The following is a 14,416-nucleotide window of genomic DNA, read 5'->3' as shown; positions in this document are numbered from 1 at the left end:
TTCATGTCAAATACAGATGTAGGAAAGAAAAAAAATTTATATATTGCGGAGAAACCTTCTGTAGCCAAGCAATTTGCGGAAGCCTTGGGGGTAAATACCAACTCCTCCGGAAGAAGAGGCTATATTGAGGCAGGAGAGCATATCTTTACCTGGTGTGTAGGACATCTGGTCAGTATGAGCTATCCGGAGGTTTATGATGAGAAGTACAAGAGTTGGCGTATGGAAACCCTTCCCTTCCTTCCCAAGGAATTTCTTTATGAGGTGATTCCTTCCGTTAAAGAGCAATTTCAACAGGTTACAGGCCTGATGGAGCGGGAAGATATCGGCTGCATTTATGTCTGTACCGACTCCGGACGGGAGGGTGAATACATTTACCGTTTGGTAGCCTCCTTTTGCAAGAATTTAAAGGCGGAGGAAAGACGAGTTTGGATTGATTCACAAACTAAGGAAGAGATTCTTCGAGGAATTCGGGAAGCAAAACTAGAATCCGCCTATGATTCTTTAGCCAAAGCCGCCTATTTACGAGCCAAGGAAGATTATCTTATGGGAATTAATTTTTCCAGAGTATTGACCTTAAGGTATGGCAGAGCTTTGGCAAAAAGCCTTGGCAAGGAAAAAAGTGCCCTGATTGCCGTGGGACGAGTGATGAGCTGCGTTTTGGCTATGATTGTCCAAAGAGAGTGGGAAATCCGCCGTTTTCAAAAGACTGTCTTCTATAAACCTCTGGGGGATTTTTCCCTGGAAGAGGGAGGGGAAGCCGGTCTCCTTTGTGAGTTACGAAGCAGAGAGGAAAGCCCTTATTATAAGGAGAAGGATTTATATAAAAATATCGGCTTTCTGCTAAAGGAAAAGGGAGAGGAATTTTTGGAGGTATTTTCTCCACTACCCAGGGAAGGAAGAGTGACTGCTCTGGAAAAAAAGAAGGAAAGTAAAAATCCTCCATTGCTCTATAATTTGGCGGAGCTCCAAAACGAATGTTCCAAGTCTTTAAAAATCAGTCCTGACGAGTGTTTAAAGCTTGTACAGGAGCTTTATGAGAAGAAAATGTGTACCTATCCCCGTACGGATGCCAGAGTATTATCCACTGCGGTAGCTAAGGAGATCGAGAAAAATATTCAGGGACTTTTGTCTTTTCCCCCCTATGCAAAGTATGCCAAAGAGGTTCTTGCTATGGACAGTGTGAAATCCATTGCCCGTTCCCGCTATACAGACGACAAAAAGATAACGGATCACTATGCCATTATTCCTACGGGACAGGGATCAGGACAATATAATTCCCTTTCCTATCAGGGAAAGAGGGTGCTGGACTTTATTATTCGTCGTTTCTTGTCCATTTTTTATCCTGCCGCAGAGTACAAAAAGATAGCTTTAGAAATTGAAGTTTCGGGAGAATGCTTTGTTGCCAACGAAAAAGTATTGACGAAGGATGGTTATCTTTGCCTTTATCAAAAGAAAGACAAGGATAAAGAGGCTTCTCCGGCGGATTTCTCCGGTAGTGGCAATGGCCAGGGGGCTGAGGAAACGGAATCAGAGGAAGCGGTCACGGAAATCGGCAATCCCAAGCTTTCCGAACTGAAAAAAGGAGCCAAGCTTTATTTGCAGGAGCTTAAGCTAAAGGAGGGAGAAACCCAGCCCCCTAAGCGATATACCTCCGGAAGTATGATTCTGGCCATGGAAAATGCGGGAAAGCTGATAGAAGATGAAGAGCTTCGTGCCCAGATAAAGGGTTCCGGTATAGGAACATCCGCTACCAGAGCCGGAATTTTAAGCAAGCTTGAGAAAAATGAATATATTCATTTGGAAAAAAAGAATCAACAATTGAGCCCCAGCGAACTGGGAGAAAAGATTGTACAGATTCTTGCCAAATCCATACCGGCTTTATTGAATCCCACCCTTACCGCCTCTTGGGAGAAGGGGCTTTCCTATGTGGAGGGAGGAGAAATTTCGGAAGAAGAATATATGCGGAAGCTGGAAGCTTTTGTAGAAAAGAATACCAACAAGGTAAAGAGTTTATAAAGTAAAATGCCGGACATCCAATAATTTAAAGAGTAAAGAGTTTATAGAAGTATCGACTTGTGATTTTGCGACAAAGAGAGGAGCAATGATGAAAAAGAAGGACTTGGAATGTAAAGCTTTTTATCCATCCTTAGAGGAACCTTACCAATCCCTTTTTGAAGGATGTCAATATCCCTGGGAGGCCTTACCGAAGATTAAAACCTGGATTTCCGCTATGCAGGGAAAGCTTCCTTCAGGCTTTCAAGAAGTGAAAAAAGGAGTTTTTGTCCATGAGAGTGTAAAGCTTTATCCCAATGTATATCTGGGGGAGAATATTATTATTATGGCGAACTGTGAAGTCCGTCCGGGAGCCTTTTTACGGGAAAATGTATTTGCCGGAGAGGGCTGTGTCTTGGGAAATAGCTGTGAATTTAAAAATGCGGTTCTTTTTTCCCATGTGCAAACTCCTCATTACAACTATGTGGGGGATTCCATTTTAGGAGAATACTCTCATCTGGGAGCAGGGACATTAACCTCCAATGTAAAATCCGACAAGACCCTGGTTAAGATTCATGCAGAAGACGGAGAGCTTGAAACAGGCTTAAAGAAATTTGGAGCCATTGTGGGAGAACAGGTGGAAGTAGGCTGTCAGTCCGTACTGAATCCGGGAACCATTCTTTGCTCTCATTCCAATATTTATCCCTTATCTCCGGTACGGGGTATTGTTCCTCCTAAACACATTTATAAAGATAAGAACAATATTGTACAAAAAGAAGAGAGATAGAATTAAGAACAGAAAAAATGCATCGTATTGGGGCGTTGATAAAGAAGGTGTCTTCTTTCTTGAAAGCATAAAAGAATTAGAAAAGACTTGAAAAAGAAAATACTCTGTACTATCGTCTTAACGGAGTAAAGATTACTAGCACCCTGAATTAGAACAATAGGAAAGGAAAAGCCATGAACGAATTTGGAGAGAATGTAATTATTTTAGATCATCCCTTAATCACCCACAAAATTTCCATTTTAAGGGATAAGAACACCGGAACCAATGAATTTCGTCAGTTGGTGGAAGAGATTGCTATGTTGATGGGATTTGTGGCTTTGTCCGACCTTCCCATGACGAAAATGCCGGTGGAGACCCCTATCGAAAAGACAGAGACTTTGGTTATTGCCGGACGAAAGCTGGCCATTGTTCCTATCTTAAGAGCGGGACTGGGAATGGTTTCAGGACTTACGGCACTGGTTCCTTCCGCAAAGATTGGACATATCGGTTTGTACAGAGATGAAACAACCCATAAGCCGGTGGAATATTTCTGTAAATTGCCAAACCCCATCGAAGAAAGAATCATTGTGGTTTGCGATCCCATGCTGGCTACCGGCGGTTCCGGAGTGGATGCCATTAGTCAGATTAAAAAGCACGGAGGAAAGAAAATCAAATTTGTTTGTATTATTGCCGCTCCTGAAGGCGTAAAGAAGCTTCACGAAGCCCATCCGGACGTACAAATTTATGTGGGTAATCTGGATCGGGAGTTAAATGAAAATGCCTATATCTGCCCGGGCTTGGGAGATGCCGGAGATAGAATTTTCGGTACAAAATAGGAATAAGAGAAAATCGCAAGAAGCGAATTATAATAAGCTAGTTGAATAAACATATTGTAAATAAGCGGATTGTAAATAGGCTATAGAATTATATAGGACTGGAAAATGGCATAAAAAAAGGAGAGATTTCTCTCTCCTTCATGCCGCCAGCCGGACTCGAACCGGCACGGTTTCCCGCTTGATTTTGAGTCAAGTGCGTCTGCCATTCCGCCACGGCGGCAAGAACAGAACCTAGGTTACCACTTTTTTCTTTTCTTTGCAAGTCCTTTATCAAGAAAATGGGAGAAAAATGAATTGTTTAGAGGCCAGAAAATATATTAATGATTTTATCCAGGGCAACTGGGAAGAGGAACAATGTGAGTCCTTTTTGGAGCATATGGAATCCTGTAAAGATTGCCGGGAAGAGCTTAGAATTACCCATATGATCTATGAGGGATTGCAGAGCTTGGAGGGAGAACAGGAAGAGCTGCAGCTGGAAAAATCCTATCAAAACTTAATAGAAGAAGCCAATTTTTTTATCTTCCAAAACCATTTTTTCAGAGGACTGAGAATTGTGGTACATTCCCTTCTTTTTTGGGCAGTTTTCTTTTCTGCCTGGTATAGTTTGTACGGATTTATAGGATAGGAGTAAGGCATTGAAAAGAGAGAAAATCTTATTAATTGATGGTCATAGTATATTAAGCAGAGCCTTCTATGGGGTTCCTTTTTTAAACAACAAAGAGGGAATTCCCACCAACGGAATCTATGGCTTTTTAAACATTTTGTTTAAAGAGATAGAGCTTGAAGAGACAGAATATGTGGCTGTGGCCTTTGATGTTCCAAAGCCCACTTTTCGCCATAAGCTATTTCCGAAATATAAGGGTACCAGAAAGGGAATGCCGGAGGAACTGAAGGAACAGGTTCCTTTATTGCAGGAGCTTTTACGGAAAATGCATATGCCTCTCCTGATGATGGAGGGCTTTGAAGCGGATGACATTCTGGGAACCGTTGCCAAGCAAATGCAGGCAGAGGGGAAGGAAGTAGTGGTGGTTTCCGGAGACCGGGATCTGTTACAGCTGTCCGATGAACATATCAAAATCAGCATTCCCAAAACCTCCAAGGGAGAGACCAAGGTTTACTCCTATTATCCCAAGGATGTGGAGGAGGAATGGGGGGTAAGTCCTATAGAGTTTATTGATTTGAAGGCTCTTATGGGAGACAGCTCCGACAATATACCGGGGGTTCCGGGAATGGGAGAAAAAACCGCCACCTGGATTATTCAAAAGTATAAAAGTATCGAGGAAGCCTATGCCCATGCAGAGGATTCTGAATTTAAAGTGCCCAGAAAACCAAGTGCCGGAAAGGACCTTAAGGAGCATTTTGAACTGGCGAAGCTCTCCAAGGAGCTTGCCACCATCAATATTCATGTGCCTATCAGCTTAAATTTTTCCGATTGTAAGTGGGAAAACTATGCCAATTCCGAAAGTAAGGAATTGATTCGAAAGTGGGAATTCCGTTCCCTTTATTCCCGTTTTGAAGAGGCGGAGAGTACAGCGGAGAAAAAACTTAGTCTTCCTGCATGGAAGGATGTGGAAGATCCTTATCTTGCCAAAATCGCCTTTAAGGATGCAAAAAAACAAAAATCGGCTGGAATTTTTCTGCAAGTAGATCCATCCGATGGGGGAAAGCTGTATGTTTATCTCTGTCTTTCTGACACAAGACTCTATCGTATCCCTTTGTCCCTTTGTGAAGAGGAGCTAACAGAGCTTCTGAAGGAGGGAGAATATTTCACCCTGCAGTTAAAGGATCAGTACCATCTTTGGGAGGAGCTTTTAGCGGGTGAAATTCATGATTTATCTCTAGGAGCTTACCTTTTGAACCCTTTAAAGGATTCCTATGCCTATGATGACTTAGCCAGAGATTATATGGACCTTGTACTGCCGGGAAAGAAGGAGCTTCAAAATACCGTTGAAGAGGGGCTATATTCCGCCTTTGTTTCTTGGCAGGCTAAGGATAGAATTTTTCAGGAGCTGAAGGATACAGAGCAGTGGGAATTGTATCGGGATGTGGAGGAACCTTTGGTGCCTGTACTTTACCGTATGGAGAAGGCAGGAATTTTAGTAGATAAGGAGGCTCTTCTGTCCTACGGAGAAGAGCTTAAGAAGAATATTGCCATGTTGCAGGAAGAAATCTATGCTATGGCAGGGGAAGAATTTAATATTAATTCTCCTCAACAGCTGGGGGGAATCCTTTTTGAGAAAATGCAGCTTCCCGGAGGAAAGAAGACGAAGACCGGATATTCCACTGCGGTGGATGTTTTAGAAAAATTACAGGAAGACTATCCTATTGTAGGTAAAATCTTAGAATACAGAACCTATTCCAAGCTAAACTCCACCTATGCGGAAGGATTAAGCAATTATGTGGGAGAGGACCAAAGAATTCACGGAAGCTTCCAGCAGATGGTAACAGCCACAGGAAGGCTTTCTTCTACTGAACCGAATTTACAGAACATTCCGATTCGTACGGAGATGGGAAGGGTATTCCGTTCCGTTTTTATTCCTAAGGAGGGATCTGTTTTTCTGGATGCGGACTATTCCCAGGTAGAGCTTAGACTCTTAGCTTCTTTGTCCAAGGATGAAAAACTGATTGAAGCCTACAGGAAGGATGCGGATATTCATAGAGTAACCGCCTCCGAAGTGTTCCACGTGCCTTTGGAAGAGGTAACGCCGGAGCTTAGAAGAAATGCCAAGGCGGTGAACTTCGGTATTGTCTACGGCATTTCCGCCTTCGGGCTTTCCGAAGGCTTAAGCATCTCTCGGCAGGAGGCCAAGGAGTATATTGAGCGATATTTTACAAGCTATCCCAAAGTTAAGGAATATTTAGACGGAGAAGTAGTCTTTGCCAGAGAACATTCCTTTGTGAAGACTCTTTTTGGCAGACGCAGACCTTTACCGGAGATTCATGCCTCCAACTTTATGAGAAGAAGCTTTAGTGAGCGTGTAGCCATGAACGCTCCTATTCAGGGAACTGCTGCGGATATTATCAAAAAGGCCATGGTGATTGTAGATCAAAAGCTATCAGAAAAGAACTGTCAAAGCCGTATTGTTCTTCAAATCCATGATGAGCTCTTATTGGAAGTTGTAAAGGATGAGCTGGAGACCGTAAAGGATATTCTGGTTTCCGCTATGGAACATGTAGTTTCTTTGCCGGTTCCCTTGATTGTAGAGGCTACTGTAGGAAATAACTGGGATGAGGCTCACTAAATGGAAATCGAGAAGAAGGATTTAATGCCCCTTAGCTTTTTAAAAAAGGAAAGATATACTGCTTCCTTTCAGGGAATGCGGTATTTTATGGAAAAAAAGGAAGAAGAAGGGGAGAATCATTTGTTGGTAGCCTGCTGGCCGGAGCCCTTTGCCTTTGCTTATACGAAAGAAGAGGAGAAAAGCTATAAAAGCTTTCCCTTTACGGAGGAAGGCTTGGAAGAAGCCAGGGCTTATTTAATGGAAGAATGGGAAAGGCGGAAAGGGTGAAGAAGGAAATCATTGGGGTAATCGGAGGGATTGCCAGCGGAAAATCCACCGTACTTTCCATTCTCCAAGGAGACTTTTCCTATCGTATTTTACGAATGGACGAGTTGGCTAAAGCATTATATCAAGAAGAAGCTGTTTTAAGAGAAATAAAAAAGCTTTTGCCCGCTTCGGTATTTACAAAGGAGGGGGCTTTATCCTTTTCAAGACTTAGAACTCTTTTGTTTACTGAGCCGGAGAGAAAGAAGCATTTGGAAGAATTGATTCATCCTTTGGTTTTTCAAGAAGTATCTAAAGAAATAGAGCGGGTAAGATTGCTGGGAGAAAAGCTTGCAGTGGAGACGGCTTTGCCTAATCAGGATTTTCTTTCTCAATGTGACCTGATTTTTTATCTGGATGCTTCGGAGGAAACACGTTGTAAACGGCTAATAGAAAGTCGGGGACTGGAGAAAGAAGAAGCCTTACGAATCATTCAAAGCCAAAACCTTGAATGTTTTCGAGAGAAGGCCCAGCTAGTAATCAATACGGAAGAGAGTATAGAAAGAGTAAGAGATGAGATTTGCCAGTATTTCCAGCGGCTCTAGCGGAAATGTAAGTTTTATTTCCTCCGGAGCACACCATATCCTTTTGGATGCGGGGGTAGGAATTCGGAGTATAGAGTCGGCATTAAGAGGCCTGGATATATCCTGTAAAGATATTGAGGGAATCTGTGTTACCCATGAACATATCGATCATATTAAGGCCATAGGAAGCCTTTGCAGAAAATACACTATCCCCGTTTATGCCACCCTGGGAACATTACAGGGAATTTTACTTTGTGATGCCATGAAGGAGTTTCCCAAGGAGCTTTTACGACCTATTCTAAAGGATGAAAGCTTTCAAATCGGAGATCTTTCCGTCTTACCCTTCAGTGTTTCTCATGATACCAGAGATCCTGTGGCTTATCGGGTGAGCTGTGGAGAAAAATCTGTGGCGGTGGTTACGGATTTAGGTTGTTATGATGAGTACACAATCTCTCATTTACAAAAGCTGGATGTTCTGCTTCTGGAGGCCAATCATGATGTTACTATGGTGGAAAAAGGACCCTATCCTATGGCATTAAAAAGAAGAATTCTATCCAATGTAGGCCACCTTTCCAATCTTCATAGTGGAGAGTTGTTAAAGGAACTGGTACATCCGGGCTTGAAAAAAGTATTTCTGGGACATCTCAGTGCGGAAAACAATGATCCGGACCTGGCTTTGGCTACCGTGAAAAAAGAGGTAAAGGAGCCGGATTTGGAGATAGCTTTGGCAAAACGTTCCGCTTTATCGGATTGTGTGGAGTGGTAATCATGATCAATGGGAAAAAAGTAGCCGGTGTAGTCAGTGAGTTTAACCCCTTTCATAAGGGACATGAATACTTACTCCTGGGAATTCGGCAGGATTTTCAGGCGGAGTATATTGTAACGGTAATGTCTGGAGACTTTGTACAAAGGGGAGAACCTGCTTTTTTTTCAAAATTCGAAAGGGCGGAGAAGGCGGTAAACAAGGGAATAGACCTTGTTATCCAACTGCCGGTTCTGTATTCTTTAGCTTCCAGTGAATATTTTGCTTACGGAGCCATTAAGATTTTGGAAGAGCTATCCTTTGTGGATATATTGGTTTTCGGCTCGGAATCCTATGATTTAAATAGGCTTAGAAGCCTTGCAAAGTTTTTTCTTCGAGAGAAAGAGGGGCAGGAAAAGGAATATCAAAAACAATTAAAAGAATTTATGGCAAAGGGAAATTCCTATCCCAGAGCGAGAGAAATGGCTTTGGAAGCTTTTTTTCCGGGGAAAGTTTTGGCCAATGACGGTTTGGGAATTTCCTACTTAATGGCTTTAGAGAGACTTCATTCTTCTATGGAGGTGGGAATAATTCGGAGAAACTTGCACCTTGCTTCCGCCCACAGTATCCGAAAGGATATTCGGGAAAGCTGCGGAAAGGATTGTGATCACCCTTGCTATACAGAAGCGGAGAAGCTCTATCCTTTTCTTCGCTATCGTTTAATGGAATTAAAAAGAGATAAGATTGCTTTGGATTCTTTTTGGGATGTATCTTCTGATCTGGCAAATAGAATAGAAGCTTCTTTTGCGAAAAAACTTCCTTTTACGCAGTGGATTCAATATCTTAAAGGGAAAAATTATACTTATAGCAGAGTAAGCAGGTCTCTACTCCATATTCTTTTGGATATAAGAGAAGAGGAGGCAAGGAAAGAATTGGAAAACAGCTCTCCCTATTACAGAATTTTAGCCGCAAGCAGCTTAGGGAGAGATTTGTTGTCTCACCTTCCTCCAAACAGCATTTTTCGATTAGGAAATGCTCTGAAGGAGCATCCTGAATGGGAAAATATAAGGCTGATGAAGTGGGATTTATTTGCGGGACAATTATTTCAGGAAATCTACCTGACAGGAAGAGAAGAACGACGTGAAAAGTTCATAAAATTGTGATAGTATAAAGACAAGAAGGAGGTAGTAAGAATGAAGCTGGTTTATGCCATAATACGGAATGACAATGAAGATGATGTAACTTCCGCTTTAATGCAGGAAGGCTTTACGGTAACCAGGCTATCTACGACTGGTGGCTTTTTAAGAAAGGGAAGTACTACTTTAATGATTGCCCTTCAGGACGAACAGCTGGAGCAGTGTATTGATATCATTAAACAGCAAAGTGGAAGTCGTCAGGAAATCACTGTAAACATGCCCTATGTTTCCGGTTCCAGTCTGATGAATTACACCACCATGCCCATGAATGTGGAGATTGGCGGCGCAACCATTATGGTTGTTCCTCTGGAACGTTTCGAAAAATACTAAAATATGTTTAATTAAAAGGGAAGGATATTGGATATAGTATACAAAAATATGCAATGTTCTTTAGAACTTCCCTTTTTTACTCTCTCTTCCTTTGCTATAATGGCAAGGAAGAGTTTTATCATGTCAGAAAAAGGAGAGAATATGTCATTTATTGAGGATGTAAAAGCAAAAGCAAAGGCAAAGCAGAAGACCATCGTATTACCGGAATCTGAAGACAAGAGAGTTCTTCAGGCGGCAGAACAGATTCAGAAAGAGGGATTTTCCCGCTTGATTCTTCTTGGAGAGAAGGAGCAGGTGGAGAAGGATGCCAAAGCTTGGGGAGTAGACCTTTCCGGTATTGAAATTGTGAACCCGAAGACTTATGCCAAGTTAGACGAATATGTTTCTACTCTGGTAGAACTTAGAAAGTCAAAGGGGATGACGGAAGAAGAGGCAAGAAAGCTGCTGACAGAAAGCAACACCTATTTTGGTGTTATGATGGTTAAGAAGGGAGAGGCTGACGGTTTGGTTTCCGGAGCGAACCACTCTACCGCGGATACCCTCCGTCCATCTCTTCAGATCTTAAAGACCAAGCCGGGCACAAAGCTTGTTTCCGCTTTCTTTGTTATGGTTGTTCCTGATTGTGAATACGGAGAGAAGGGAACCTTTGTCTTCTCTGATTGCGGTTTAAATCAAAACCCGACTTCTGAAGAGCTGGCAGCAATTGCAGAGTCTTCCGCAGAGTCCTTCCGTTTCTTGGTAGGGGCTGAGCCTAAGGTGGCTATGCTGTCTTACTCCACCATGGGATCTGCAAAGCATGAAGAGGTTACCAAGGTACAGGATGCTACCAAGATTGTGAAAGAGAATAATCCGAATCTTTTAGTGGATGGAGAATTACAGTTGGATGCCGCTTTGGTTGAATCCGTAGCCAAGTTAAAAGCTCCCGGCTCCAAGGTGGCAGGTCATGCCAATACCTTGATTTTCCCGGATTTAGATGCAGGAAACATCGGCTATAAGCTTGTGCAGAGATTGGCAAAGGCTGAAGCTTATGGACCTATGACTCAGGGAATTGCAAGACCGGTTAATGACTTATCCCGTGGATGTAATTTTGCCGATATTGTAGGTGTTGTTGCGATTACTGCAGTGCAGTGTCAACTTTACGATAATAACTAATTATTGGGAGGAACTATGAAAATTTTAGTAATTAACTGTGGATCATCTTCTTTGAAGTATCAGCTTATTGATATGGAGGGAGAGACCGTAATGGCCAAGGGACTTTGCGAAAGAATCGGTATTCCCGGTTCCAGATTAAAGCACGAGGTTCCCGGAAAAGAAGATTATGTGGTTGAAACAGATCTTCCGGACCATTCTGTGGCAGTGAAGCTGGTTTTTGATGCACTGACAGGAGAGTATGGTGTGGTTAAGTCCGTTGATGAAATCGGTGCAATCGGACATCGTGTACTGCATGGCTCCAATCGTTTCACGGAAAGTATTATTGTAAATGATGAAGTAAAGAAAGTTATCCGGGAGTGCTTTGACTTAGGCCCCTTACATAACCCGGCAAACTTAATGGGAATTGAGGCTTGTGAAAAAGTTGTTCCCGGTAAGAAGAATGTAGCGGTTTTCGATACTACCTTCGGTATGACCCTTCCGGAGAAGGCATATTACTATGCTATTCCTAAGGAATACTATGATAAGTACGCGATTCGTCGTTACGGCTTCCATGGTACCAGCCATGCCTACGTTTCTCAGGAAACCATTCGTTTCGGCGGTTTGGATCCGGAGAAGGCAAAGGTTATCGTATGTCATTTAGGTAACGGTGCTTCCATCTCCGCATCTATCGGCGGCAAGGCTGTAGATACTTCCATGGGACTTACCCCGTTGGAAGGTCTGATTATGGGTACCCGTTCCGGAGATATCGATGGAGGAGTAATCCAGTTTATTGCCAACCACGAGAATAAAACTGTTGATGAAGTTTTGAATATTTTGAATAAGAAGTCCGGTGTGTTGGGAATGACCGGTATTTCTTCCGATTTCCGTGACATTGAGAATGCTGCTGAAGAAGGAAATCATATGGCAAAAGTGGCTCTTGATGCATTTCGTTACAGAGTTGCCAAGTATATCGGTTCTTATGTGGCGGCTATGAACGGTGTGGATGCCATTTCCTTTACAGCAGGTGTGGGAGAGAATGATAAGGTAACAAGACAGATTGTTATTGATGAGTATTTCTCTTATCTTGGTGCTAAGATTGATCCGGAAAGAAACAATGTTCGCGGAAAAGAGCGTTTAATTTCCACTGATGATTCCAAGGTTAAGATTTTCTTGATTCCTACCAATGAAGAGTTGGCTATCGCAAGAGATACAAAGCGTTTGATTGAAGCTTAAATTAGGCATAATTTTTTCGCTTTCCTTTAGATTTTGCTTGCATTTTACTGAAAACTAGTGTATCTTTACACGAGTGTGTTTTTCTAATGTAAAGCATAGCCCAAATTCACCGATTCAAACTCGGTTAAGACAGGAGGTGTAAATATGTCTATTTGTCCAAAGAATAAATCATCCAAAGCCCGCAGAGATAGCAGAAGAGCAAATTGGAAGATAGGTGCAACAAACCTTGTAAAGTGCTCTAAGTGTGGTGCATTGGTTATGCCTCACAGAGTTTGTAAGGCTTGTGGTTCTTATAATAAGCGCGAGATTATTACTGTAGAGGACTAAGAATTAAAGGGAGCTTCATAAGAAGCTCCTTTTCTTATGGCTTACAGTTATGTAACAACTGAATTTATGGTACTTTCGTATAGAAATAGTAGAATGGTTTGAGCTCTCTTTTCTGTTTTTAGGGAAAAACAAAAATAATTCCTAAAATCACTAGACTTGTGCACAATCTAATGATAAACTACCTTTCGAGCGTAAGCTTAACACTTAAGTTTAAAGAAAAAGGAGAGAATATCATGAAGAAATATGTATGTACAGTATGTGGTTATATCTATGATCCTGAAGTAGGAGAGGAAAGTGCAAATGTTGCAGCGGGAACAGCTTGGGAAGATGTTCCTGAAGATTTTCTTTGCCCCTTATGCGGTGTAGGAAAGGATCAGTTCGAGCCATCAGAGGAGTAAAAGATGTATTCATGCAGAAAACTTAGAGATGATTTAGTATATGTTGGAGTAGAAGATAGAAGACTGCACCTGTTTGAGAATTTGTTTCCTTTGGACAGAGGCGTAAGCTATAATTCCTATCTTTTACTGGATGAAAAGACCGTTTTGTTGGATACCTGCGACCAAACCGTTTCTCGCCATTTCATTGAGAATATAGAGTTTGCCCTTGGGGGAAAGACCTTGGATTATCTGGTAATTAATCATATGGAGCCGGACCATTGCGGGAGCATTCAGGACTTGTACGAAAAATATCCAAAGCTTTCCATTATTTCCAATGCTAAAACTTTTCAGATGCTGGATCAGTTTTATCAGATGACGATTCCTGCAGACAGAAAGGTGGAAGTAAAGGAAGGCGATGAGTTTTCTGTAGGAAGACATACCCTTAAGTTTGTCTTTGCACCTATGGTACACTGGCCTGAGGTTATGTTTACCTATGATATGACGGACAAGACCTTATTCTCTGCGGACGCCTTTGGCGTTTTCGGTTGCAACAACGGCAATATCCTTGCCCACGAGCAAAGATACAAGGATAAGGACTTTCTGGATGATGCCAGACGTTATTATTCCAATATTGTTGGAAAGTACGGCCCTCAAACCCAGGCGGCTTTAAAAAAGGCTTTAAGTCTGGAAGTAGAGATGCTTTGTCCTTTACATGGACCGATTTGGACGGAAGATCTTTCTTTTATCATTGATAAATATGACAAATGGTCCCGTTATCTTCCGGAAGAGAAGGCCGTTGTGATTCTGTATAATTCCGTTTATGGCAATACAGAAACCGTCGTAGACCATTTTGCATTAGAGCTTGGTATTCGTGGAGTTAAGAACATCAAAGCCTACGATGTATCCAAGACGGATGTATCCTATTGCATTGCAGAATGTTTCCGTGCCAGTCATCTGGTATTTGCGGGAACAACCTATAACAATAACCTTTTTCCGAAGATGGAAAATCTCATTACCGACATGAAGAATCTGAATGTGCAGAATCGAAAGATTGCTATTTTGGAAAATGGAAGCTGGGCTCCTCAAAGCGGTAAGCTGATGAAGAAAGCCTTTGATGAGATGAAAAATATGAGCTATATCGGCGACATTCTTACTGTAAAGTCCGCATCCGTGGATCGCAGCGCTTTAGAGAAATTGGCCGATGAGGTAGCTGATTCCGTATTAGGAAAAGAATAAAACTTGCACAATACCGAGTTTTCTGATGAATCGGCAAAGCCGGATATATCATCTGTTTCCGGAGTGTATTCATTAAGCTTTAACGCGGAAAAAAGGGTTTTTAAAATCAAAAATAGAAATTTTCGGCAATATAGGTCTGAATACGAGGCAGTCTGAGCCCGACGGTACTTGCGAAAAACAA

The 14,416-nt window shown here is 42.1% G+C and carries 15 protein-coding genes and 1 tRNA gene; 15 read left to right on the top strand and 1 reads right to left on the bottom strand.

From position 1 onward, the window contains the following. Positions 1-3 precede the first annotated feature (3 nt). The 3 genes from HNQ46_RS07065 to upp all read left to right on the top strand — a co-directional run bounded on the left by HNQ46_RS07065 (position 4) and on the right by upp (position 3,594). Entirely contained in the window at positions 4-2,016 is a 2,013-nt protein-coding gene (locus HNQ46_RS07065) for a DNA topoisomerase (protein ID WP_183684061.1), read from the top strand. Between the two features lie 88 nt (positions 2,017-2,104). Beyond that, complete coding sequence (locus tag HNQ46_RS07060; RefSeq protein ID WP_183684091.1) at positions 2,105-2,779, top strand: LbetaH domain-containing protein; 675 nt, start codon at positions 2,105-2,107, stop codon at positions 2,777-2,779. Positions 2,780-2,952: 173 nt separating this feature from the next. After that, a complete protein-coding gene (gene upp / locus HNQ46_RS07055) occupies positions 2,953-3,594 on the top strand; it encodes a uracil phosphoribosyltransferase (RefSeq protein WP_183684060.1) in 642 nt (213 codons plus the stop codon). 141 nt (positions 3,595-3,735) lie between these two features. Here upp and HNQ46_RS07050 read toward each other — a convergent pair. Beyond that, a tRNA-Leu gene (locus HNQ46_RS07050) sits at positions 3,736-3,814 on the bottom strand. 69 nt (positions 3,815-3,883) lie between these two features. Between HNQ46_RS07050 and HNQ46_RS07045 the strand changes: the two genes are divergently transcribed. The 12 genes from HNQ46_RS07045 to HNQ46_RS06990 all read left to right on the top strand — a co-directional run bounded on the left by HNQ46_RS07045 (position 3,884) and on the right by HNQ46_RS06990 (position 14,235). Then, a complete protein-coding gene (locus tag HNQ46_RS07045; RefSeq protein WP_007156050.1) occupies positions 3,884-4,219 on the top strand; it encodes a zf-HC2 domain-containing protein in 336 nt (111 codons plus the stop codon). A gap of 10 nt (positions 4,220-4,229) precedes the next feature. Next, entirely contained in the window at positions 4,230-6,836 is a 2,607-nt protein-coding gene (gene polA / locus HNQ46_RS07040; protein WP_183684059.1) for a DNA polymerase I, read from the top strand. Further along, positions 6,837-7,103, top strand: a complete 267-nt coding sequence (locus HNQ46_RS07035) for a hypothetical protein (RefSeq protein ID WP_183684058.1) — start codon at positions 6,837-6,839, stop codon at positions 7,101-7,103. Further along, a complete protein-coding gene (gene coaE, locus HNQ46_RS07030) occupies positions 7,082-7,684 on the top strand; it encodes a dephospho-CoA kinase (protein WP_183684057.1) in 603 nt (200 codons plus the stop codon). Before HNQ46_RS07035 ends, coaE begins: the two co-directional genes overlap by 22 nt. After that, on the top strand, positions 7,653-8,429 hold the full coding sequence (locus tag HNQ46_RS07025; protein WP_183684056.1) for an MBL fold metallo-hydrolase: 777 nt from the start codon (positions 7,653-7,655) through the stop codon (positions 8,427-8,429). Before coaE ends, HNQ46_RS07025 begins: the two co-directional genes overlap by 32 nt. Before the next feature lie 2 nt (positions 8,430-8,431). Next, positions 8,432-9,568: a tRNA(Met) cytidine acetate ligase gene (locus HNQ46_RS07020; protein ID WP_183684055.1), complete on the top strand. Its 1,137-nt coding sequence runs from the start codon at positions 8,432-8,434 to the stop codon at positions 9,566-9,568. A gap of 30 nt (positions 9,569-9,598) precedes the next feature. Beyond that, positions 9,599-9,931, top strand: a complete 333-nt coding sequence (locus HNQ46_RS07015; RefSeq protein WP_007156056.1) for a cyclic-di-AMP receptor — start codon at positions 9,599-9,601, stop codon at positions 9,929-9,931. Positions 9,932-10,072: 141 nt separating this feature from the next. Then, the gene (gene pta, locus HNQ46_RS07010) at positions 10,073-11,083 is read left to right on the top strand and encodes a phosphate acetyltransferase (RefSeq protein ID WP_183684054.1); all 1,011 of its coding nucleotides are present in this window, start codon (positions 10,073-10,075) and stop codon (positions 11,081-11,083) included. A gap of 15 nt (positions 11,084-11,098) precedes the next feature. Beyond that, positions 11,099-12,295 (top strand): acetate kinase, encoded by a 1,197-nt coding sequence (locus HNQ46_RS07005; RefSeq protein WP_183684053.1) that lies wholly within the window; start codon positions 11,099-11,101, stop codon positions 12,293-12,295. A gap of 144 nt (positions 12,296-12,439) precedes the next feature. Continuing rightward, positions 12,440-12,622 (top strand): 50S ribosomal protein L32, encoded by a 183-nt coding sequence (gene rpmF / locus HNQ46_RS07000; RefSeq protein ID WP_183684052.1) that lies wholly within the window; start codon positions 12,440-12,442, stop codon positions 12,620-12,622. Positions 12,623-12,855: 233 nt separating this feature from the next. Continuing rightward, on the top strand, positions 12,856-13,020 hold the full coding sequence (gene rd, locus HNQ46_RS06995) for a rubredoxin (protein WP_183684051.1): 165 nt from the start codon (positions 12,856-12,858) through the stop codon (positions 13,018-13,020). Positions 13,021-13,023: 3 nt separating this feature from the next. Continuing rightward, positions 13,024-14,235: an FprA family A-type flavoprotein gene (locus HNQ46_RS06990; RefSeq protein ID WP_183684050.1), complete on the top strand. Its 1,212-nt coding sequence runs from the start codon at positions 13,024-13,026 to the stop codon at positions 14,233-14,235. Positions 14,236-14,416: the final 181 nt, after the last annotated feature.

Source organism: Oribacterium sinus (genome assembly GCF_014202695.1).
GTDB lineage: Bacteria > Bacillota > Clostridia > Lachnospirales > Lachnospiraceae > Oribacterium > Oribacterium sinus.
Note: the sequence above shows the minus strand (reverse complement) of the source record. Positions and strands in the feature narration are given on the sequence as shown.